Origin of the sequence: Actinoplanes palleronii (genome assembly GCF_016862315.1) — a bacterium.
In the GTDB taxonomy this organism is placed as follows: domain Bacteria; phylum Actinomycetota; class Actinomycetes; order Mycobacteriales; family Micromonosporaceae; genus Actinoplanes; species Actinoplanes palleronii.
In genome coordinates this window covers 65,334-85,872 of record NZ_BOMS01000048.1, presented here as the reverse complement: position 1 = coordinate 85,872, position 20,539 = coordinate 65,334, and the positions used below count along the sequence as shown (strand labels likewise).

The following is a 20,539-nucleotide window of genomic DNA, read 5'->3' as shown; positions in this document are numbered from 1 at the left end:
CGGCGGGTTCCTGCTACTGGCGGATGGTCGCTTGGGCCGGGGCGGCGGTGGCGACGTAGAGGGCGAGTGCGGTGCCGCCGGTGCGGGTGATGACCCAGACGTGGCCGGTGTAGGTCTGCTGGTCGTAGGACTGGCCGGGGGCGAGGTCGGCGTACCAGGTCCGGTTGTGGTCGTAGTTCAGCCAGGAGACGCTGATCGTTGCGCTGGTGGTGTTGGTGAAGCGGATCGCAGTGGACGTGCCGTCGGTGGCGTCCTCGAGGTCTTGCTCGGCGCTGGCGGGCAGGGCCGGGAGTTCCGGCAGGCCGGTCGCAGCCACTTCCGGCGCGGTGGCTTCCGGAACGGTGGCTTCCGGCACGGGGGCTGTGGCCGTGACGGCGGCGGGGGATGTCTCGTTCTTGCTCTGCGGCCAGAGGCGGATGGCCAGCACGACCGCGCCGAGGCACAGCAGGAGACCGAGAGTGATCACTAGGGTGGCGAGGCCGCGTTTGGTCTGGGGTGGACCGGTTTCGACGAGAGGCGGCTCCCATGGCGCCAGCGGCACGGTCGTGGGTGGCTGATAGGCCGGCGGCACCTCAGGCAGCTTGTCGGTCACGGTGCCCACGGTAGTAGGCCGCCGCTCACGTCAAGCCGACCAACTCGGGCGGAAGCCCGGTGCCGTCTTCTAAGCAGGTGACATAGATCTTCGCCTGTGCCGGCGTCAGAGCCGGGGCGCGCCGGCGCCGAGCCATCATCGTCGCCTGCGTCGCCGTCGTCGGCGGCGGCATCCGGAGTGGCCTGGATCAGCCGTTGTCGGGCTGGGGTAGTGGTGGCCACGTGCGGAGTTCCGCAGCGCCGACTCGTACCTTCGCCCAGTCGACGACGTGGGGCGTGGCCAAGCGCTGCCCGAGCCAGCCGCTGCGGTTCGTGTGCTCGGCCCGCAGCTGCCGCACGTCCAGGTCGATGTCCGGCGGCGGGCCGGAACTCTCCAGCGCCGTGACCCGGTCCTCCATCGCCGCGATGAACCGGCGGTCGAAGTCCTCTATCGCGGCGAAGAACTCCACCGCCGGCACCGTGGCGTCCAGTCGTGCCGGTCCTTCGAAGGTGCTGAGCCTCGCGGGCGCGACCTGTTGGCGAAAGGTCACCAGATCTGCGCCGTCTGCGACATGGCGCCAGCAGCTCACGTACGGCGAGTCGGTGAGATAGCCCAGATCCAGGCTGTAGTCGCTCTGGACCTCGAAAACGGCGTCCACATCGTCGCCGAAGTCGTCGTCGGGGAACTCGCGCGACACGAAGGTTCCGTCCACCAGTGGAATCAGATCCTCGGGTACGGGTTCCTGCAGCGCCCAGCGCAGCCCGTTCAGGTCTTCCCACAGCCGGGCGACGTAGTAGTCGGGATACGGCCGCTCGAGATCCCAGCGGCCCACCGCGTCGTCGGTGTAGCGGAGGAACTCGCAGCTCGGGGCGCTCATCCAGAACCACCCACTGGTCAGGCCGAACCAGTGCAGCGTCGGCTTGTCACCACCCCAGGCCGGCACGTCCAGCACCGGCCGAAGCTCAAACTCGAACCGAAACACCGACCACCCCAGGAAAACTCATTTCGGACATCAGGCAAGCCGCAGGGCGCAGGTACGCCCGTGAACACGAAGTCATCCCGGCCCTTCGCTTGCACTCGGAAATCCGCCGACTAGAAGCCGGCGCCTGGAGCGGGTAATTCGCCGAACCCTGGTGGCGGCAGCTCTGGCCGCATTCTCGACGGATGCAGGTCATGCGGCCGTCAGTCGATCTGCTGGTGGAAATATGGTCGCCGTAGGCCCTGGGTTTTCAGGGTGGCCTCGTAGAAGCGCAGAACCTCCGTCATCTCCTCGACGACGTCCGTGAGGTCGTCCGTGGCATCGGCGTCGTCGGTGGTGTTGTGCAGTCGGCGGGTCGCCTCGGCGAGTTGGTGCTGCCAATTGGCGAAAGTGTCGCCCTGGATGTGGACTCCTGGGAAAGCTCGCCCGTCCAGGTGCGTCACCGCGAGATTCCCGTTACGTGCCAATACCCGCGCCTGCTCGTCGCTCACCGGCCGATGATCGCACCGGGCCGGCCCGGTGCGCGAGCCGCTTCCGTCGTCGGCGACCTCGCCCGGTCTCGCCGTTTTGCCGAGCGGGTGTTGGGTGGGACGGTTCGTTAGGGTCGGCCTATGGGCATACGGGGACTGCAGCGCGTTGTGGTGTCGGTGGCTGATCGGGAGCGGCCGGTGCGGCAGTGGAGGTTTCCGGTTTCTGATGTTGACGTCGTCACCGCGGCGGCCGAGGAAGCCGGCGCTACGGTGATCGAGGCACCGGCCGATCAGCAGCTCCAGTCGGTGCCCGACGATCTCGTCGTCTGCCTGGTTGCAGGTGCGCGGTGATTGAGGTCGTTTCGGTCATCGGGGCTGCGCCGGGGGCGGTGTTCGACCTGGAGCTCGACGTTGACGTTCATGCCGAGTCCCTGGCCGGGAGCCGGGAGACCGCGACGACATCTGCGGGCCGCCGGCGGTTGGGGCTCGGTGACGAGGTGACGTTCAGGGCTCGGCACCTCGGCGTGCGGTGGCGGATGACCAGCCGGATTACTGCGTATGACCGGCCGTATCGCTTCGTGGACGAGCAGACTCGTGGTCCCTTTCGGTCGATGCGGCACGAGCACTGCTTCGAGGATCTCGGGGATGGGCGCACCCGGATGACGGATCGGATGACGGTTCGGGCGCCGTGGGGAGCGTTGGGTGCGGTGGTGACCCGGATCGTGCTCAGGCCGTACCTGAAAAGGTTGTTGAAAAAGCGCGCCGTCCACATTGCACGCCTGGCCGAGGGGGACTATTCCCGGATTCGTGCCAAGGAGTAGTCACGGCAGGGTACGGATGATCGGCGGGGATAACGTCGGGGCGCGGTCGGGGCACCGCCGCATCGCTCCACATCACGCACGGGGGAAAGAATGAAATCGATCAAGGCCGGATTGGCCGTCGCCACGGGTCTGCTCCTGCTGCCCGGCCTGGCGGCCACCGCGGCCTCTGCGGCACCGGCGTCCGCTCCGGTTGCGGCCGTCGCCGCATCGGCCGCCACTACCAAGATCAACGGTACGTTGTACTACGCCAAGGAGCAGTCCGGCGGTCTGAAGTTCGTCTCCTACCGCAACGGCAAGCAGCGCACCGTGCTCAGCGGCTACCCGGCGTACTTCGCCGAGTTCTCGCCGGACGGCAAGCGGCTGGCCTACGTGACCGGAACCGGTCTGCTCCGGGTGGCCAACCCGGACGGCACTCATGTCCGCAAGCTCTCGTTCAAGGCGGCGCCGGTGGGCTTCGGGCCGAACTGGACGGCCAACGGCAAGGGCCTGATCGTCGCGCGCAAGTCCGACAACAAGGCCGGCGTCGTGCAGATCTCGACCGGCAAGTTCACCGCCCTGCCGCGCAGCGTGCAGGCTAAGGGCATCCACTACCGGATGACCGGCGACGGCAAGCGCTACCTCTGGTCGGACGGCACCGGCGGCATCTGGTCGGCCCGGATCAACGGGACCGGCGTCACGCGGGTTCCGGTGCTCGGCAAATTCGACCGGAACAACCCGAAGAAACTGCGGGCGTACGACATCGTCAGCACCAACCGCGACGGCAGCCGGATCACCGTCAACCTGATCAAGGGCGACGAGACCGACGGTGACATCGGCAGCGGCGAGGTGGCCGACACCCTGATCAACACCAAGACCGGCAAGGCGGTGGCTCTGCCGGTGCGCGGTGCGGTGTCGCAGGTTCTGATCCGCTCGAACGGGACGGTGCTGGTCCGCAGCGGCCCGGCGAGCAAGCGGGTGCTGACGCTGGTGTCCGCCAAGGGCAAGGTCCTGGCGACCAAGGCCGAGCCGGCTGCGCTGCGTAACCTGACGCTGCGCGACTACCTCTGATCCTGATTTGCTTGAGCTCAGGGGTGTCTTCGCGGTCTGGAGGCACCCCTGAGTGCTGGGCGGGGTCGTCACGGCCGGGCCGCTGCCCGGCCCGAAGGCGTCTTCGGGCCGGACGGTGGAAGCCGTCAGTTGTAGTACAGGTGGACGTACGCGACGTTGTCGTTGAAGACCGTCCCGCCGAACGACCACGACAGGGCGTGGCCGATGTGGTGGTTCCCGGTCAGCGAGCCGAGCCCCACGGTGTTGCAGCTCTGGTAGCCACGGATCGAGGAGACCTTCTTGGCCCAGTTGTCGTAACTGGTCAAGTAGATGTCGTAGCCCTCCGAGTCGCAGTACGCACCCCGGTAGATGTTCAGCGTGCTGCCCTGGAACTGGGCGTTGGAGTACGCGCTCATGAGCAGCACGTTCGCCGCCGCCGAGGCGGGCAGCGCTGCCTTCGCGTCGGCGGCGGAGGTGTTCGAACACGTCACCACCGGGGCCTCGGTGCGTGCCGCCGTAGCGGCCGAGACGAACGTCGCGCAGTACTTCGGGAGCGCGGCGGTCCCCGAGGCCATTGCGGGGGTGGCGCCGGCGCCGACCAGCAGGCCGGCGATCAGGGTTGCCGAGGCGAGGCGGTGGAGCACACGTGTGAGCATCGTTCCTTCTCTCATCGATTGTCGCGGTCTCCCTGCCACCGGTCGGGCCGAAGGTGTCGGCGCTGTTCTGGACAGCGCTCCCCCCGATGTCGTCCGGCCCTGGACACGTCGTCCGATGTGGCGGGATCTGGCGACTCGATAGTCATCGCCGGGAGATCAGGGCGGCAAGATCGATCTGTCTGTGAGCTGGAGCTATGTGTCCCTGGCAGACAGATAGCCGCCCCGTCCGGCGGGAAGTGACAGCTTCACCCGGACGGGACAGTCAGGGCGCGGGTCGACGTACGGTGAATGCTTTGGCGAACATCGCGGTGGCTTGACGAACAACGCGCCGCCTACCTCGCTGACGGGTTCCGTCAGACCGCTGACGGACCTTACTGATCTGTCGCGGTCAGCTACGCCACTCCGCCGATGACAGCCCGTCCCTCGTCGGCGGCCGAGCGGTAGAACGCCGCGATGGCGTGCGGGATGAGCGTGACCGCCTGCCCCTGACTCCACCATCCCTCGAGAGCAAGGCCGTCGGCGATCTCGGCAGCCTCCTGCGCGGTCACCAGGAATCCGTTGTCGTAGCCGAAGTCGTATTCGATCTCGGTGCCGGTGCCGCTCAGAGCGCGCCGCATCCACGGGTACCTGGCTGGCTCCTTGTCCACCTCGCGACTGACGTAGAGGTAGTCCTCGAGGAACGTGTCATGGTCACGGTCGATCGCAGCGATCTCCGCGTCGGGCTCGGGTTCGTCGGATTCCTCCCACAGCTGGTCCAAGAGGTCCGGGTCAGCCTTGATGCGCTCGGCAAGCGCAGGAAGCACCTTCGCGAGACAGAGGTTCATACTCACGAAAAGGAACGTAGACGACGCCGGCCGTGTGGTGGCTCGGATTGCGGCACGGCGCCGAGCAGCCTGACGACCCCGCATCCCTCGCCCGGGAACTCAGCCGGCTGGCTTCCAGGGGTGCCTGCGCGCTCTCGAGACACCCCGGGGAGCCAGCCGGGGTAGGGAGGCGCGGGGTGGCCGGGGGTGGGGCGGGCGTGGCGGGGCCTCACGGGCGGGACTCGGCTCGTAGCCTGCGGTCGGGCGCTCCGTATGCGTACCAAAATGGTTATCGGCAGATGTCCGGGAGCAGGAACCAGCGCAGTTTCTCGAAGGCCGGTGGCAGGTCCGGGTGCATTCCGTCGGCCGGGACCGGCCGGACGGTCATCAGGCGGCGGGCCTCGGTCAGGTAGCCGGCCAGTGCCTCCTCGCCGGCCCGCGCGGTCGGGGGTGGCGGCATGCTGACCGTGCCGTCCGCCGAGAGCCGCAGGTCAGACAGCTGCAGCGGTGGGGGAGTGGCGCGGCGGTGGGTCCAGCGGCCGGTGCGGGGGTCGAAGCGGTAGTCGGGCAGCAGCCGCGCGCCGTGCCGGGCGATCAGCGCCACCGCGTCGATCAGGTAGTCCGCGACGGTGTCCGAGATGAAGTAGTTCAGGTTCAGGCGGCTCCAGCCCGGTTTGATGCCCTCCCAGCCGCCGAGGATCTCGTCGCGGAACTCGCGGGAGTGGGCCTCGTCGATGCCGAGCAGGCGGTGGCCGTAGGGGCCCGCGCACGAGCAGCCGCTGCGCGCCTGGATGCCGAACACGTCGTTGAGCAGTGCCGCGACGAAGTTGTGGTGCAGGAACCGGCCCTCGGCGCGGATCTGGAACGACACGATCGACAGGCGGTCCGCGTCGACGTCGCCGAGGATCGCGATGTTCTCCTCGGCGAGCCAGCGGGCGCGGGCGCGCTGCCACAGTGACCGTTCCCGATCGGCGATCAGGTCCGTGCCGACCGCGTCCTTGACCGCGAAGACCAGGCCGGCCCGGATCGACTCGACGATCGCCGGGGTGCCGCCCTCCTCACGCGCCACCGGGTCGTCGAGATAGCGGTGGCCGGTCGGATCGACGTAGGCCACCGTGCCGCCGCCCGGGACGACCGGGACCCGGTTGGTGAGCAGCCGCCGGTCGACGACGAGCACGCCCGGGGTCTGCGGTCCGCCGGCGAATTTGTGCGGCGACAGGAAGAGCGCGTCCTTGCTGTTCATCGAGATGGGTACGTACGGACCGGCCGCCGCGTAGTCCCACACCGACAACGCACCGTGCTCGCGCAGCACACCGGCGACCGCCGTCGTGTCGGTCAGGATCCCGGTCACGTTCGAGGCCGCCGAGAAGCTGCCGATCCGCAGGGGTCGATCCGCGTACGCCAGCAGCGCCGCCCGCAGCGCGCCCAGGTCCACGTGCCCGGTGCGATCCGCGTCGATCTCCACGACGTCGGCGATCGATTCCCGCCACGGCAGCTCGTTGGAGTGATGCTCGTACGGCCCGACGAACACCACCGGGCGCTCCCGCCGCGGGATGTGCGCGCGCAGGTGGTACCGGTCGTCGAGCTGCTCGGGCAGCCGCAAGCCCAAGATCCCGGTCAGCTTGGCGACCGCCGCCGTCGCCCCCGAGCCGCAGAACAGCACGACGTGCTCGGGACCGGCCCCGACACTGCGGTGGATGAGCGCGCGGGCCTGTTCGCGCAGCGCCCCGGTCTGCGCGCCGGTCGCGGACGCCTCGGTGTGCGTGTTCGCGTACCGGGTGAGCACCTGGTCGCGGAGGAAGTCCTCGACGAAGTCCAGCGCCTGCCCGGACGCGGTGTAGTCGGCGTAGGTGATCCGGCGCGGTCCGTACGGCCCGTCCAGCACGTGATCGGCTCCGAGGAGCCCGTTGCGGATGCGGTTCAGCATGTCGCTCACCTCAGGATGGGCCGGTCCCGGTTCAACCGCCGGTTGCGCCGATTCTGCTCGGCTGCACCCCGGCGCGGCTACCGTCAGGTTCGACGGCACGCCGGCCGAGGAAGGACCCAGTGAACATGGAGTCCGCAACCGAGCCGGGTGTCAAGCAGAAGGTGCGCGCCGCCGTCGTGGTCGGGGCGCTCGGGATCGTGTTCGGGGACATCGGGACCAGCCCGATCTACACGCTGCAGACCGTTTTCAACCCGGACGACCCGCACCCGGTACCGGTCAGCACCGGGAACGTCTACGGGGTCGTCTCGCTGATCTTCTGGTCCGTGATGATCGTGGTGACGCTGACCTACATCACGCTGGTGATGCGCGTCGACAACGACGGTGAGGGCGGCATCATGGCGCTCATCGCGATGCTGCGCCGCTGGGGTGGCGCCGCGAACAGCCGCGCGGCGGGACTGCTCGTGCTGGCCGGAGTGTTCGGCGCGGCACTGTTCTTCGGCGACAGCATGATCACGCCGGCCATCTCGGTGCTGTCCGCGGTGGAGGGGATCAAGGTCGTCGAGCCGGGGCTCGGTGAGCTGGTGGTGCCGGCCACCGCGGTGATCATCGTGGTGCTCTTCACCTTCCAGCGCAAAGGCACGGCCACGGTGGGCCGATTGTTCGGGCCGGTGATGATCGCGTGGTTCCTGACCATCGGCACGTGCGGCGCGATCGGCATCGCCGGCCACCCGGGGATTCTCCGGGCGCTGTCCCCGACGTACGCCATCGGGTTCTTGTGGGGTCATTTCGGGATCGCGTTCTTCTCGCTCGCCGCGATCGTGCTCGCGGTGACCGGCGCGGAAGCGCTCTACGCCGACATGGGCCATTTCGGTCACCGGGCGATCGCGCGCGGCTGGCTGCTGCTCGTGCTGCCCGCGTGCGTGCTCAGCTATCTGGGCCAGGGCGCGCTGATCCTGCGTGATCGCGGCGCCGTCGGCAGCCCGTTCTTCCTGCTCGTGCCGGCGTGGGGGCGGCTGCCGATGGTGCTGCTGGCCACGGCGGCCACGGTGATCGCCGCCCAGGCCGTGATCACCGGCGCCTACTCGGTGGCGTCGCAGGCGGCGCAGCTGGGCTACCTGCCGCGGCTGCGGATCGCGCACACCTCGGCGTCCACGATCGGTCAGATCTACGTGCCGGGGATCAACTGGCTGCTGATGGTCAGCGTGCTCACCCTGGTCTTCGCGTTCCAGAGCTCGGCCGCACTCGCGTACGCGTTCGGGATGGCGGTGGTCGGCACCATCACCATCACCACGCTGCTGTTCTTCGCCCTCGCGCGGGTGCACTGGCACACCCCGCTGTGGCTGGTCTGCCTCGGCGCGGGCGTGCTGCTCACCATCGACCTGCTGTTCCTGGCCGCGAACCTGACCAAGCTCGCGCACGGCGCCTGGCTGCCGCTGCTGATCGGGCTGACGGCGTTCACCGTGATGACCACGTGGCAGCGCGGACGGCAGGCGGTCACCCGGGAACGGGAACGGGCCGAAGGCTCGCTGTGCGGGTTCATCGACCTGCTGCGGGCCGATCCGGGCTCGTACGCGCGGGTGCCCGGCACCGTCGTCTTCCTCAACCGCGGCAAACAGACCACGCCGCTGGCGTTGCGGGCCAACGTCGCGCACAACCACACCCTGCACGACCAGATCCTGATCGTCTCGATCGAGACCCTGCCGGTGCCGCACGTGCCCGACGAGCAGCGGATCCGGGTCGACGACCTCGGGTACGCCGGCGACGGGATCCTGCACGTCAGCGCGCGGTTCGGCTACATGGACAGCCCGGATCTGCCCTCGGCCCTGCGGCTGCTCGCGCCGGAGCAGACCGAGGGGCCGGTGGCGCTCGACGAGGCGTCGTACTTCCTGTCGACGGTCGAGCTGGTGCGTGGCCCGGCGCAGACGATGGCGCCGTGGCGGAAACGACTGTTCATCGCCACGTCCTATTTCACCGCCGACGCCGCGGAGTTCCTCGGTCTGCCCCGCGACCGTACGGTGATCATCGGGTCGCGCATTCAGGTGTGAACGCCGGTCAGGAGCGGGTGCGGGCCATGTGGCGGGCGGCGCGCAGGCCGAACACCACGGCCGGGCCGATCGTGGAGCCCGGGCCGGGATAGGTGCGGCCCATCACCGAGGCCGAGTTGTTGCCCGCCGAGTACAGGCCCTCGATCACCGTGTCGTCCTCGCGCAGCGCCCGGCCGTCGGCGTCGGTGACGACTCCGCCCTTGGTGCCGAGGTCGCCGATGACGACGCGGTAGGCGGTGAACGGGCCCTTCACCAGGGGACCGAGGCACGGGTTCGGGTGCACGGTCGGGTCGCCGTAGTACCTGTCGTACGCGGAATTGCCGCGACCGAAGTCGCCGTCGACACCGGAGCGGGCGAACCCGTTGAACCTGCCGACGGTGGCCCGCAACCGGCCCGGGTCGATGCCGAGCTTGCCCGCCAGCGTGTCGAGATCGTCGGCCGTCACCATGATCCCGGCCTCCCGCATGGCCTTGTTGTTCTTAGGATCCAGAGCGAAGGTACGCAGGTAGCGCCGGGCGTGGCGCACGTCCGCGATCATCCAGTACGCGCCGTCCCTGTCGTGCTCGAGCATGTGATGACCGAGGTCGACGTAGGACTCCGACTCGTTCGCGAACCGGTCCCCGCGGCCGTCGACGATCATCGAGTACGGCAGCGAGCGCTCGCCGACGATGAACGCGGGAGTGTGCCCGGCGGTCGCCGCGACCGAGCCGCCCCACCACGCGTCGTCCATCAACTCGACGGCGGCGCCGGCCTGCTGGGCGATCTCGATCGGGCGGCCCAGGTTCGCCGGGTTGCCGGAGGGCGCGCCGTCGATGCCGTGGTGCTTGCGCCGCCACTCGGTGTTGAAGTCGAAACCGCCGCCGGCCAGCATCACGCCGCGGGTGGCGTGCACGGTCACCGGTTGCCCGTCGCGGGTGATCCGGACCCCGGTGACCCGGCCGTCCTCGATCAGCAGTTCCTCGAGCGGGGCGTCGAGCCACAGCGGCACCTTGTGCTCGATCACCACGGCCCGCAGGAACGCGGTGGCCAGGCCCGCGCCGATGCCGACCAGCCGCTGGCCGCGGACCACGCCGCCCAGGGCACGGAACACGAACTGGGCACCGCGCAGGAAACCGGCCGGGGTGGACCAGGCGCGGCCGAGCAGCCACACGTCGTCGGTCTTGATCGGCATCCCGGCCGGCGCGCTGATCGTCTTCCACCAGTCGCCGATCACCTTCGCGTTGAGCGGCTTCACCTCGATGGCCCGGCCGATCTTGCCGCCGGGACGTTCCGGGTAATAGTCGGGATAGTCGGTGGAGCGGGCGAAGACCATCCCGTACTTCTCGGCGGTGGTGACGAAGTCCTCGATGCCGTCGACGAACGCCTCCTTGCGCTCGCGGGACGTGGAACGCCCGGTGTCACCGACGGTGGCGTCCAGGTAGGTGAGCGCCTCGGCGCGGGAGTCACCGACCCCGGCGCGGCGCATCAGCGGGTTGTCCGGCAGCCACATGCCGCCGCCGGACATCGCGGTGCTGCCGCCCCACTTCGGGCTGCTCTCCACGATCAGCACGCTGAGCCCGGCGTCGACGGCGCCGAGCGCGGTGGCGAAGCCGGCCCCGCCGCTGCCGACGACAACGATGTCAAAGGTGTGGTCGGTCATGGGGGTCTCCTCCACGGCACCCGGCAACCGGACAGTGTTGTCCGGTTGGTAGGTTGCAAGAATGCCCAGCTCTGGCGGTCGCGTCAATAGGGGTCCCGCCGCGGCCTCGGAAAACCGGCAGGCGATCCTCGACGCGGCGCGCCGGCTGTTCACCGAGCGGGGCTACCACGTGCCGCTCAGCGCGATCGCCAAGGACGCCGAGGTGGGTCAGGGCGTGCTGTACCGGCACTTCCCGACCCGGCTCGACCTGGCGTTCGCGGTGTTCGAGGAGAACTTCGCGCAGCTCGAGGTGATCGCCGCCGACCCGGACGCGGGCGCGTTCGGCCGGCTCTGGGAGCGGATGGTGCACCTGACCGTGGAGTCCGCCGCGTTCGTGGAGATGGTCGTCGACGCCCGGCGCAGCACCACCGAGTACACCGGCGGCGAGCGCCTGCACGCGCTGGTGGGTGCCACGCTGCCGCGGGCGCAGGCGGCCGGGCTGGTGCCGGCCGGGGTCACCGTCGACGACGTGTTGCTGGCGCACCGGATGGTCTACGGCGTGATCGCGACGGTGGTGGCGCCGGCCGACCTCGCGCCGGCGGTGGAGCGGGCGCTGCATCTGCTGCGCCGGGCGCCTTTCGGCTGATCCGGGCTGACCGTTCGGGCCCGTCGGTGATCAACTGGATGGCTCCAAAGGCCCGGAATGTACTCCTAAAGAGATCAACTCAGGCGTGGTGGTCGTAGCGGACGAAAGGGACAAACCGTACGTTACGGAGGTCCCACTGACGTACCGCTAAGGATCGACATGCTGAAGACGCTCGCCACCGCCGCCACCCTGCTCGCCTCGCTGGCCGCCACCGCGGCACCGGCCGGCGCGGCACCCGCGGCGCCGCCGCGCAACCAGATGGTCATCGACGTGGTCTCCGCCAACGGGTCCGGCTGCCCCTGGGGCACCGCCGCCGTGACGGTGTCGCCGGACAGCAAGGCGTTCACCGTCACCTACAGCGAGTTCACCGCGCAGACCGGCGCCGGGGCCGGCCCGACCGAGTTCCGCAAGAACTGCCAGCTCGGCCTGAACGTGCACGTCCCGCAGGGTTACACCTACGCGATCGCCAGCACCGACTACCGCGGGTACGCCCACCTGGAGCGCGGTTCCTCGGCGACGCAGACCGCCTACTACTACTTCCAGGGCGAGCAGGGCACCAGCCGGATCCGGCACAACTTCGCCGGCCCGGCCGACGGCGACTGGCAGCGCACCGACCGGATCGGCGTCAGCTCGCTGGCCTACCTGCCCTGCGGCGAGCAGCGCTACCTCAACGTCAACACCGAGCTGCGGGTCAGCGGCGGCTGGTCGGACAAGAAGAAGACCAGCTTCATGACGATGGACTCCACCGACGGCAACCTCGACACGGTCTACCACGTCGCCTGGAAGAAGTGCTGATCCGTCACCCCGCCGGCCGCCTGCGGGACGAGGCGGCCGGCGGGGACGGGGCGCGCCGGAGCAACGGCCGGTAGAGGTAGCCGGTCACCGCGGCCAGCGCCGTCACCATCACGGTCGCACCCACCACCACGGTGGCGGAGGCATCCGGGTCGTGGCGTACGGCCATGGTGATCGCCATGCCGGTGACCGAGGCTCCGATCAGGGTGTAGGCGCCCAGCATCGCGTACATCGGCCGGCGTGCCCACGGCCGATGGCGCAGGGTGCCGATGCCGACGGTGATCGCAGCAGGGACGACGATGCCCAGGTCCATGAATTTGACCAGCCAGAACGCGGTAGGGCTGGACAGATACTGCACGCCCGCCGGGCGGTCACGCATGGCGTCCAGGTAGCTGGGCAGGTGCAGGCCCACCACGACGAACGCGGCGATGACCAGCAGCAGGATCCCGGCCGTACGATCGGCGCGCCCGGACGGGGCCGGCAACCCCGCCCCGGGCATGTCGCGCCACGCGCGCAGTGCGAGGGACACGGCCAGGAGGAACACCGTGAGAAGCAAGGGGAAGAACCGCTCGACGTTGCCGGGCCACCGCAGGAACTCGTTGCCGAGGATCAGCTGGGTGTAGGTGTAGGCCACGAAGATCGATGGTGCCAGGGCGAGCGCGGGCGCCGCCGGATGCCCGCGTGCCGCCAGGACACCGATGCTGATCGTGACCGGAGCGACGACGGTCAGCGCGGCGGCGTCGCCTCCGATGATCTGGTTCAGGCTCGTCGGGGAGGTGCGATAACGCAGCACATCCGACACCAGTGGCCCGAGGAGCGCGACCGCGCCCACTGCCGTGCCGAGCATCATCAGCCCGGCGCCGAGCGGCGCGCCCGTCGATCCTGCGGCGTGATGGTCCGGTGCTCGTTCCTGGTCGATCATGAGGACTCCTGACCTGGGTGTCCGTCGCCGGGGTGAACGATGGCGTGTGCGCTCCGGGCAGGTGGAACGCACACGCGATCGGGTCTACCTGAGCCAGGAGCTACGCCGGACGAGCGGCGTGGCCGCCCACCGACGGCCGAACCCCCACGTGTTCCCGGCAGCGAGCAGGGCCAGCACGATCAGCACGGCGGCATAGACGAGGTGCTCGTCCATGAACGGGTTGGTCGCCGGCGGTAGCACCGCGGTCCACATCAGGACGGTCAGCAGGGTGCCGGCGGCGGCAGCGATCCGCATCCCGATGCCGAGGATCAGCGCGACGCCGATGCCGAGCAGAGCCGCCATGAACAGTCCGTCGATGACGGCGTTCCCGGCGATCGCGTGGTAGAGGCCGGTGAACGGTCCGGTTGCGGCCTTGCCGAGGAAGCCGGCGGTGGGGCTGCCGCCGTCCAGCCACGCGTTCGCGGCGGGAGTGCTCCGGCCCAGACCGAACAGTTTGTCGAGGAAGGCCCAGAGGAACACCCAGCCCAGCGCGAGCCGGATGCCGGCCAGCAGGTACCGCGTCGCGGTGGCCGTCCGCCCGGTGACCGAGAGCGTGGCGTCCGGCGCCACCGCGACGCCGGTCTGGTGCCGGGCGGCCTGCTCGGGCCGGTCCGTTGTGGTCGGGCGAGAGGTTTCGTGATCGTTGGCGATGTCGACCATCGCACTCACATTCCTTCGCATTGCTCATGACACGTGTTCCGCGACGCGTCCAGCGCGTCCACGGATGTATCGGAAGGCGGCGCCGCCGGCTCAGAGCGGGGGCCGTGCTCCTGTGCGGGGTCCGGGACATCCGGGCACGCCTCGGCGCCGGAAAGATCCACAATGTCGGGAAGACGTCGACGGTGGGCTCGGCGGCCACCGGAGGTCCCGGGCGACACCTTGACCGTACGCCTCGGCGACGCCGCCGGCACTACGGGGATCACGTGGGTTCTCCACCGGCCGGATCACCGTGACCGCGACGCTCGTGCCTGCCGCAACCACGCGAGACCGCAGCGCAGCCCCCGACCCCGGCGCGCCGGACCGCGGCCGCGGTGCGCGTACGTTGAGACCAACGAAGCTCGCCACCGGCGCCCAGACTCCCGCGCCGAGATCGCCGTCGCGGATCCCCGCGCCCCGATCTGGTCCTCATCACCCGGCCCCTGGCGTCCTGTCATCAGCAGAGCCGCCCTCGGCGGTTGAAGGGGAGTCACGGTGGAAACCGGCACGCAAACGCCCACGCGCGGCACTGTGTCCGCGTCGTTGCAGGTGAAAGGTGCTCTCGAGACCTTGGGGGTCACCGCACGCGGTCTCTCCGCGGCGGATGCGGCGACCCGCTTGACACGCGACGGTCCCAACGAACTGCCGGTCGCCCGCGGTCCGTCGATGCTTCGTCGCTTCGCCGCCCAGTTCACCGATCTGTTCGCGGTGATGTTGCTGGTCGCGGCCGTGATCACCTTCGTCGCCTACCGGCTGGGCAGTCCGCGCGACCCAGGGAGTCTTGAACTGGCGGTGGCGATCCTGGCAGTCGTTCTGCTGAACGCGGTGATCGGATTCGGGCAGGAGTTCGCCGCCGAACGTACCGCCGAGGCACTGCGGGCCATGGTGCCGCACCGGACGGTGGTCCTTCGTGACGGCGAACGCGTCGACGCGCCGGCGGTGAGCCTGGTCGTCGGCGACATCCTGGTGCTCGCGGCCGGCGACGCGGTGCCCGCCGACGCCCGGGTCATCGAGGCGCACGGGCTCAGCGTCGACAACGCCGCGCTGACCGGTGAGAGCGATCCCGCCCGGCGTACACCCGACGCTGTCGCGGCCGGCATCCCGGCGCTGGACGCTCACAACCTGGTGTGGATGGGCACCATGGTCGTGGCCGGCACCGCCCTCGCGGTCGTCGTCGCCACCGCCAAGAACACCGAGTTCGGGCGCATCTACCAGCTCACCGCGACGACCCACGCCGAGCACAGCCCGCTGCAACGGCAGGTCACCGGCATGGCGCGCCGGGTCGCTGCCGGCGCGTTCTGCCTCGGCGCCCTGGTGTTCGCGATCCGGCTGCCGCTGGGCGGCCCGCTGGTGACCTCGTTCGTGTTCGCCCTCGGCGTGATGGTCGCCCTGGTCCCCGAGGGACTGCCGGCGACGATGTCGGTCGCCTTGGCCGTCGGGGTCCGGCGGATGGCACACCGGCAGGCTCTGATCAAGAAACTGGTCGCGGTGGAGACCCTGGGGTCGACCACGGTGATCTGCACCGACAAGACAGGCACGCTGACGAAGGCCGAGATGACGGTCCAGCAGATCTGGGTACCGGACCGGACCCACGGGGTGTCCGGGGTGGGCTACGAGCCGGTCGGCGCGGTCGAGAGCCCTGAGTCGCTGCTCGGCACGCTGCGAGCTGCCGTCCTGTGCTGCGACGCCAGGCTCCTGCCGGCGGATGCCGACGGTGGCTGGCGAGTGCTGGGTGACACGACCGAGGGCGCGTTGCTCGTCGTGGCCGCCAAGGCCGGTGTCGACGTCGGCGCGGAGCAACAGGCGGCGCCCCGTGTCCAGGAGTTCCCGTTCGACGCCGACCGCAAGCTGATGACGACGGTGCACCGCGTCGACGACACGGTCGTCGCGTACGTCAAGGGTGCACCACAGGAACTGCTCGCCCGGTGCACCCACGTCGTGCAGGACGACCTCGGTGTCGTCGCGATCAGTGACGCGATGCGCGCCCGGGTGACCGCCGTCAACGACGACATGTCCCGCGACGCGCTGCGCGTGCTGGCCGTCGCCTACCGGCCGGTCTCGGCGGGCACGGGGCAGGCCGGCACCGAGCAGGACCTGATCCTTCTCGGACTCATCGGCATGCTCGACCCGCCCCGTCCCGAGGTCTCCGCGGCGATCGCGACCTGCGAACGCGCCGGCATCCGGATTGTCATGGTCACCGGTGACTCCGTGCTGACCGCGGAAGCCATCGCTCGCAAGGTCGGGCTCATCGACCGGGCGCACCCGCGCGCGCTGACCGGAGCCGACCTCGACGGCCTCGACGAACAGCAGCTCCGGGCGCTGGTGGCCGACCCCGCGCCGCTGCTGTTCGCCCGGGTCAAACCGGAACACAAGATGCGCGTCGTGTCCGCGTTCAAGGACCTCGGGGAGATCGTCGCGGTCACCGGCGACGGCGCCAACGACGCTCCCGCCCTGCGCCGCGCGGACATCGGCGTCGCGATGGGCGCTTCCGGTACGGACGTCGCCCGCGAAGCTGCCGTCATGGTGCTGCTCGACGACTCGTTCGCCTCCATCGCCGCCGCTGTCGAGCGCGGACGGTCGGTCTATCAGAACATCCGTACGTTCCTCATCTACGTGTTCACCTCCAACATCGGGGAACTCGTGCCGATCGTCGTGGCGACGCTCGCCGGGTTCCCGCTCGTCCCGCTGTCCGCGGTTCAGGTCCTCGCGATCGATCTCGGATCGGACGTGCTTCCCGCGCTCGCGCTGGGCACGTTGCAGCCCGAGCAGGGCACCATGGACAGGCCGCCACGCAGTCCCCGCGAGTCGCTGTTCTCGGCCGCGGTCGTCCGCAGGATCCTGTTCCTGGGCGGTATCCAGGCCGCCGGGGTCACCGCCGTCTTCTTCTGGCACATCCACAGCGCCGGGCTGCCCTTCGACGCCGTCACCGCGGCGAATCCGGTCTACCGGGAGGCCCTGACCATGAGCCAGGCCGGCATCGTGGTCAGCCAGATCTTCGTCGGGCTGACCGTGCGCAGCGACCGGCTCAGCATCGTCACCCTCGGTCTGCGGTCCAGCGGCCGGATGCTCGCTGCTCAGGGGCTGAGCCTGGTGGCGATCTGCGCGATCAGCTACGTCCCGCTGCTGCAGCGCGTGTTCCACACCGCACCGCTGGCCGCAGCAGACTGGGCCCTCCTGGTGGTCTGTGGCGCTTTGCTGCTGGTCGCGGACGAAATCCGCAAGCTGTTTCTGCGCTCAAGGAAAAAACTCTGACAGTGGCTGTCCCGGCGCTGGGAAACCAATTTTCGGCGAGTTTTCCTATGGGGTGCAGGCGTGCGAAGGCGGCGGATTCATCGCAGCGTGTCCAGGAAAGGACGGCGAGCACTATTGTGTTTTGTGCCTAGCGGGGCGTGCCGGGTATAGGGTTTCAGGAAACCGGCGTTCGACGCCCAGTGCCGTGCCGTAGGCCGGATCATTCCGGGGTGCTTCCGTATGTTTTGGCATGCGCCTTGGCCCGTGGCCTCGGAGGGAAATCGTGATTAACGTCGTTAAGGGCGAAACTGCCGCTCAACGGGTGGAATTGGCCGCGATGCTGGCGTCGACTCATGACGCGATAATCGGCTCCACCCGCCTGGACGTGATCAACAGTTGGAACGCCGCCGCGACCGGCCTGTACGGGTATTCGGCGGAGGAAATCATCGGCCAGGCCCGGCAGGCGATCATCGCACCGGATTTCCGGGCGAAGGAGACCGAGGCTCTCAATCGGGTGCTGCGGGGTGAGCCGACCGAAAGATATGAGACGCAGCGGATATGCAAGGACCAGTCGGTGCTCGCGGTGTCAGTGACGATGTCCGCGATCCTCGACGACGCCAACGCTGTCGTCGGCGTGGTGATGGTGTCTGGTCGCCAGGGCGAACCGTCGGAGGCGCAGGACAGTTTCGACGCCTACGTCGAGCGATCTTCGCAAAAACCGGCCCAGGGCAGCGGCTTGACGACCAGCCGCATCCAGATGGCCCAAGCGCAGCAGAATCAGCGTCTGGAGGTACTGGGACGCCTCGCCGGCGGGGTGGCACACGACTTCAACAACCTGCTCGCGGTGATCCTCAACTACGCCGCGTTCGTCTCCGAGGAATTGGCTGCCGCCTGCGACGCGCCACCCGACTGGCAGCAGCGGCTGCACACGGCGCAGCGCGACGTCGGACAGATCGAACGTGCCGCGCAACGTGCCACGGCGCTGACCCATCAATTGCTGGCCTTCGCCCGGCGTGAGGTGGCCCAGGCCCGGGTGATCAACCTCGACGATGTGGTCGGCGAGGTGGAACAGCTCCTGCACCGGACCCTGGGTGAGGACGTCGAACTGCTCATCGGCCGGTCCGACGAGCTGTGGCCGGTCCTGGCCGACCCGGGGCAGGTCGAACAGATCCTGGTCAACCTCGCGGTCAACGCCCGCGACGCGATGCCCGGCGGCGGCACGCTGCGCATCGACACCGCCAACATCACCGTCGACACCGAATCGATAGCCGGCGGAAGTCCCGCACCGGCCGGCCGTTACGTACGGCTGCGGGTCGGCGACTCCGGCACCGGCATGCCGGCCGAGATCGTCGCCCACGTGTTCGAGCCGTTCTTCACGACGAAGCGCGATGCCGGAGGCACCGGACTCGGTCTGGCCACCGTCTACGGGATCGTGACCCAGGCCGAGGCCACCATCGCCATCAAGTCGGCGCCTGGCGCCGGGACCACCTTCACCATCATGTTGCCGGTCACCAGCGAGGCCGCGATCCGGATCGCCGAACCGGCACCGTACTACCGCGTCCCCGCCGGGGAGACCGTTCTCGTGGTGGAAGACGAAGAAGCGCTGCGGGAGGTCACCGAACGGATCTTCACCCGCAGCGGATACCACGTGATCACCGCCGGGGACGGCGTGGGCGCGATCGCTCTGGCCACCACCCACGTCGGCGAGATCCACCTGCTCGTCACCGACGTCGTGATGCCCAGGATGCGCGGCAAGGAAGTCGCCGAACGGGTTCGGGAGATCCGACCCGACATCGCGGTCCTGTTCATGTCCGGCTATGCCCAACCGGTCCTGGCGTCCCAGGGCCGGCTCGAGCCCGGCGCGATCCTTGTCGACAAGCCGTTCTCCAGCGCCGAACTGCTCGCCAAAGCCGGCCAGGTCCTCAACGGGAACTTCCCGGGATTCGCGACGATCCGACACGACGGCGGAACAGCATGACGGCACCGATGAGCGTCTACGGAACCGAAGCCACCGTGGCGGCGGAGGTGTCGATCGGGACGGCCGAGGCCCAGGCTCTCGACGACGCGGTCGCGACGGCGGGAGATGCGCCGTCGATCCTCAACACGCAGCCGTGGCACTGGCGGCAGCACGGTCACGTCCTCGACCTTGCCCTTGACCCCGCTCGCACCCTGGCGGTCGCCGACCCCGATCGCCGGCTGGCCACCGTGAGCTGTGGTGCGGCACTGCATCATGCCCTGGTCAGTCTCGCGGCCGCCGGCTGGCACACCACGGTCATCCGGGCACCCGGCACCGGGTCGTCCGATCACCTCGCGACGGTGCGCGTCGACGGGCGGATCCCGATCGAACCGGAGTCGATCGCTCGTCTGCGGGCCGTCGGGCGGCGATACACCGACCGGCGACCGGTCGCCGGCGTGCACCTCGACGCCGACAAGCTGCGCCCGATCGTCGCGGCCGCGGCATCGCAGGGTTCCTCGCTGCTTCTGCTGCGCCCCCGTCAGGCCTTCGGGCTGGCCCGGGCCGCCGATGACGCTCATCGAACCGAGACTGACGGACCGGCCTGGCAGGCGGAGCTTCAGCGGTGGGCCGGCGGCGTTCGTCCTGGTGACACCGGCCTTCCGGGCGCGGTGCTCCCGCCCGCGGCCGCGCCGGCCACGGTGGTCCGCCGCGACTTCGGCCACCGCGGCGACATGCTGGTCGGCGAGGCGAACGATCGCAGCGCGGCGTACGCGATCCTCTACGGCGATGAGGACCAGCCGCTGGACTGGATACGCGCCGGCGAGGCGCTGTCCGCGGCGTGGCTGACGGCGACCGAGATCGAGGTGGCGGTCCTGCCGTTGAGCGCGACCATCGAGGTCCCCGCCAGCAGGGAGGCCGTGCGTGAACTGCTTGACGGCGCCGGGCACCCGTTCCTCGTCCTGCGCTTCACCGCGCTCGACCCCACCGCCGCTGACGGCCCGCACACCCCACGGCTGTCCACCGGCCAGACCGTCGAGCGAGCGGCGACCGACGCACCCACCCCGCCATCTGATCTACCCGAGGAGGACCTGGTGCACGAGAACCTCGATTGCGGCGACCTGCCGGAACTGCACATCCCGTCCATCAACGAAGAACTCGTTCACCAGGGCGAATGCGGCCGCGTGCATCTGCCCACCGGAGACACGTGCACGTTGCACAGACATCATGACGGCTCGTGTCAGTTCGTGATGCTCAGCGGTGGACAGCCCGGCCGCTGACGGTGCGCGGCGGCTGCCCGCACCAACCTGGCCATCGGCGAGCGGCTGGGACAAGCGTAGGGT

General features: G+C 69.5%; 18 protein-coding genes. 9 read left to right on the top strand and 9 right to left on the bottom strand.

Going from position 1 to position 20,539, the window contains the following annotated elements:
* Positions 1-13: 13 nt before the first annotated feature.
* The 3 genes from Apa02nite_RS17655 to Apa02nite_RS17645 form a co-directional block, all read right to left on the bottom strand.
* Positions 14-592 carry a VHL beta domain-containing protein gene (locus Apa02nite_RS17655; protein WP_203825948.1) on the bottom strand — a complete coding sequence of 193 codons (579 nt, stop codon included), beginning with the start codon at positions 590-592 and terminating at the stop codon, positions 14-16.
* Between the two features lie 187 nt (positions 593-779).
* On the bottom strand, positions 780-1,553 hold the full coding sequence (locus tag Apa02nite_RS17650) for a DUF5984 family protein (protein ID WP_275412482.1): 774 nt from the start codon (positions 1,551-1,553) through the stop codon (positions 780-782).
* A 200-nt stretch (positions 1,554-1,753) separates the two neighbouring features.
* Entirely contained in the window at positions 1,754-2,041 is a 288-nt protein-coding gene (locus Apa02nite_RS17645; protein WP_203825946.1) for a DUF6959 family protein, read from the bottom strand.
* 120 nt (positions 2,042-2,161) lie between these two features.
* Here Apa02nite_RS17645 and Apa02nite_RS17640 point away from each other — a divergent pair, with 120 nt between their 5' ends.
* The 3 genes from Apa02nite_RS17640 (at position 2,162) to Apa02nite_RS17630 (ending at position 3,888) form a co-directional block, all read left to right on the top strand.
* Positions 2,162-2,371 carry a hypothetical protein gene (locus Apa02nite_RS17640; protein WP_203825945.1) on the top strand — a complete coding sequence of 70 codons (210 nt, stop codon included), beginning with the start codon at positions 2,162-2,164 and terminating at the stop codon, positions 2,369-2,371.
* The gene (locus tag Apa02nite_RS17635) at positions 2,368-2,841 is read left to right on the top strand and encodes an SRPBCC family protein (protein WP_203825944.1); all 474 of its coding nucleotides are present in this window, start codon (positions 2,368-2,370) and stop codon (positions 2,839-2,841) included. The genes Apa02nite_RS17640 and Apa02nite_RS17635 overlap by 4 nt, the downstream gene beginning before the upstream one ends.
* 90 nt (positions 2,842-2,931) lie before the next feature.
* On the top strand, positions 2,932-3,888 hold the full coding sequence (locus Apa02nite_RS17630; RefSeq protein WP_203825943.1) for a TolB family protein: 957 nt from the start codon (positions 2,932-2,934) through the stop codon (positions 3,886-3,888).
* A 125-nt stretch (positions 3,889-4,013) separates the two neighbouring features.
* On the opposite strand, the gene Apa02nite_RS17625 is transcribed toward Apa02nite_RS17630, so the two are convergent.
* The 3 genes from Apa02nite_RS17625 to Apa02nite_RS17615 all read right to left on the bottom strand — a co-directional run bounded on the left by Apa02nite_RS17625 (position 4,014) and on the right by Apa02nite_RS17615 (position 7,253).
* Positions 4,014-4,523, bottom strand: a complete 510-nt coding sequence (locus Apa02nite_RS17625; protein ID WP_203825942.1) for a hypothetical protein — start codon at positions 4,521-4,523, stop codon at positions 4,014-4,016.
* A gap of 392 nt (positions 4,524-4,915) precedes the next feature.
* Complete coding sequence (locus Apa02nite_RS17620) at positions 4,916-5,353, bottom strand: hypothetical protein (protein ID WP_203825941.1); 438 nt, start codon at positions 5,351-5,353, stop codon at positions 4,916-4,918.
* 262 nt (positions 5,354-5,615) lie between these two features.
* Positions 5,616-7,253, bottom strand: a complete 1,638-nt coding sequence (locus Apa02nite_RS17615; protein ID WP_203825940.1) for an aminotransferase class V-fold PLP-dependent enzyme — start codon at positions 7,251-7,253, stop codon at positions 5,616-5,618.
* Between the two features lie 125 nt (positions 7,254-7,378).
* On the opposite strand from Apa02nite_RS17615, the gene Apa02nite_RS17610 reads away from it, so the two are divergent.
* Positions 7,379-9,298, top strand: coding sequence for a potassium transporter Kup (locus Apa02nite_RS17610; RefSeq protein ID WP_203825939.1), 1,920 nt, complete (start codon positions 7,379-7,381; stop codon positions 9,296-9,298).
* 7 nt (positions 9,299-9,305) lie between these two features.
* Here the strand turns inward: Apa02nite_RS17610 and Apa02nite_RS17605 are convergent, their stop codons facing one another.
* Positions 9,306-10,937 carry an FAD-binding protein gene (locus tag Apa02nite_RS17605; protein ID WP_203825938.1) on the bottom strand — a complete coding sequence of 544 codons (1,632 nt, stop codon included), beginning with the start codon at positions 10,935-10,937 and terminating at the stop codon, positions 9,306-9,308.
* A gap of 61 nt (positions 10,938-10,998) precedes the next feature.
* On the opposite strand from Apa02nite_RS17605, the gene Apa02nite_RS17600 reads away from it, so the two are divergent.
* On the top strand, positions 10,999-11,562 hold the full coding sequence (locus tag Apa02nite_RS17600; RefSeq protein WP_203825937.1) for a TetR/AcrR family transcriptional regulator: 564 nt from the start codon (positions 10,999-11,001) through the stop codon (positions 11,560-11,562).
* A 159-nt stretch (positions 11,563-11,721) separates the two neighbouring features.
* Positions 11,722-12,357 carry a DUF4360 domain-containing protein gene (locus Apa02nite_RS17595; protein ID WP_203825936.1) on the top strand — a complete coding sequence of 212 codons (636 nt, stop codon included), beginning with the start codon at positions 11,722-11,724 and terminating at the stop codon, positions 12,355-12,357.
* Between the two features lie 4 nt (positions 12,358-12,361).
* Here Apa02nite_RS17595 and Apa02nite_RS17590 read toward each other — a convergent pair whose 3' ends face one another.
* Together Apa02nite_RS17590 and Apa02nite_RS17585 are read right to left on the bottom strand one after the other, a co-directional pair.
* Positions 12,362-13,276, bottom strand: a complete 915-nt coding sequence (locus Apa02nite_RS17590) for a hypothetical protein (RefSeq protein ID WP_203825935.1) — start codon at positions 13,274-13,276, stop codon at positions 12,362-12,364.
* An 84-nt stretch (positions 13,277-13,360) separates the two neighbouring features.
* Entirely contained in the window at positions 13,361-13,975 is a 615-nt protein-coding gene (locus Apa02nite_RS17585) for a DoxX family protein (RefSeq protein WP_203825934.1), read from the bottom strand.
* A gap of 531 nt (positions 13,976-14,506) precedes the next feature.
* On the opposite strand from Apa02nite_RS17585, the gene Apa02nite_RS17580 reads away from it, so the two are divergent.
* From Apa02nite_RS17580 to Apa02nite_RS17570, 3 genes are all read left to right on the top strand, one after another.
* A complete protein-coding gene (locus Apa02nite_RS17580; RefSeq protein WP_307871968.1) occupies positions 14,507-17,263 on the top strand; it encodes a cation-translocating P-type ATPase in 2,757 nt (918 codons plus the stop codon).
* A gap of 316 nt (positions 17,264-17,579) precedes the next feature.
* Positions 17,580-19,220 carry a hybrid sensor histidine kinase/response regulator gene (locus Apa02nite_RS17575; RefSeq protein WP_203825932.1) on the top strand — a complete coding sequence of 547 codons (1,641 nt, stop codon included), beginning with the start codon at positions 17,580-17,582 and terminating at the stop codon, positions 19,218-19,220.
* An 8-nt stretch (positions 19,221-19,228) separates the two neighbouring features.
* Positions 19,229-20,476, top strand: a complete 1,248-nt coding sequence (locus Apa02nite_RS17570) for an Acg family FMN-binding oxidoreductase (protein ID WP_203825931.1) — start codon at positions 19,229-19,231, stop codon at positions 20,474-20,476.
* The last annotated feature ends 63 nt before the right edge of the window (positions 20,477-20,539 follow it).

What these genes read in the sequence shown, in the direction of transcription:
- Apa02nite_RS17640 (WP_203825945.1), top strand. Translation starts at nt 2,162, where the DNA reads ATGGGCATACGGGGACTGCAGCGCGTTGTGGTGTCGGTGGCTGATCGG.
- Apa02nite_RS17630 (WP_203825943.1), top strand. Translation starts at nt 2,932, where the DNA reads ATGAAATCGATCAAGGCCGGATTGGCCGTCGCCACGGGTCTGCTCCTG.
- Apa02nite_RS17625 (WP_203825942.1), bottom strand. Translation starts at nt 4,523, where the DNA reads ATGCTCACACGTGTGCTCCACCGCCTCGCCTCGGCAACCCTGATCGCC.
- Apa02nite_RS17615 (WP_203825940.1), bottom strand. Translation starts at nt 7,253, where the DNA reads ATGCTGAACCGCATCCGCAACGGGCTCCTCGGAGCCGATCACGTGCTG.
- Apa02nite_RS17610 (WP_203825939.1), top strand. Translation starts at nt 7,379, where the DNA reads ATGGAGTCCGCAACCGAGCCGGGTGTCAAGCAGAAGGTGCGCGCCGCC.
- Apa02nite_RS17605 (WP_203825938.1), bottom strand. Translation starts at nt 10,937, where the DNA reads ATGACCGACCACACCTTTGACATCGTTGTCGTCGGCAGCGGCGGGGCC.
- Apa02nite_RS17600 (WP_203825937.1), top strand. Translation starts at nt 10,999, where the DNA reads ATGCCCAGCTCTGGCGGTCGCGTCAATAGGGGTCCCGCCGCGGCCTCG.
- Apa02nite_RS17595 (WP_203825936.1), top strand. Translation starts at nt 11,722, where the DNA reads ATGCTGAAGACGCTCGCCACCGCCGCCACCCTGCTCGCCTCGCTGGCC.
- Apa02nite_RS17590 (WP_203825935.1), bottom strand. Translation starts at nt 13,276, where the DNA reads ATGATCGACCAGGAACGAGCACCGGACCATCACGCCGCAGGATCGACG.
- Apa02nite_RS17585 (WP_203825934.1), bottom strand. Translation starts at nt 13,975, where the DNA reads ATGGTCGACATCGCCAACGATCACGAAACCTCTCGCCCGACCACAACG.
- Apa02nite_RS17575 (WP_203825932.1), top strand. Translation starts at nt 17,580, where the DNA reads ATGCTGGCGTCGACTCATGACGCGATAATCGGCTCCACCCGCCTGGAC.
- Apa02nite_RS17570 (WP_203825931.1), top strand. Translation starts at nt 19,229, where the DNA reads ATGAGCGTCTACGGAACCGAAGCCACCGTGGCGGCGGAGGTGTCGATC.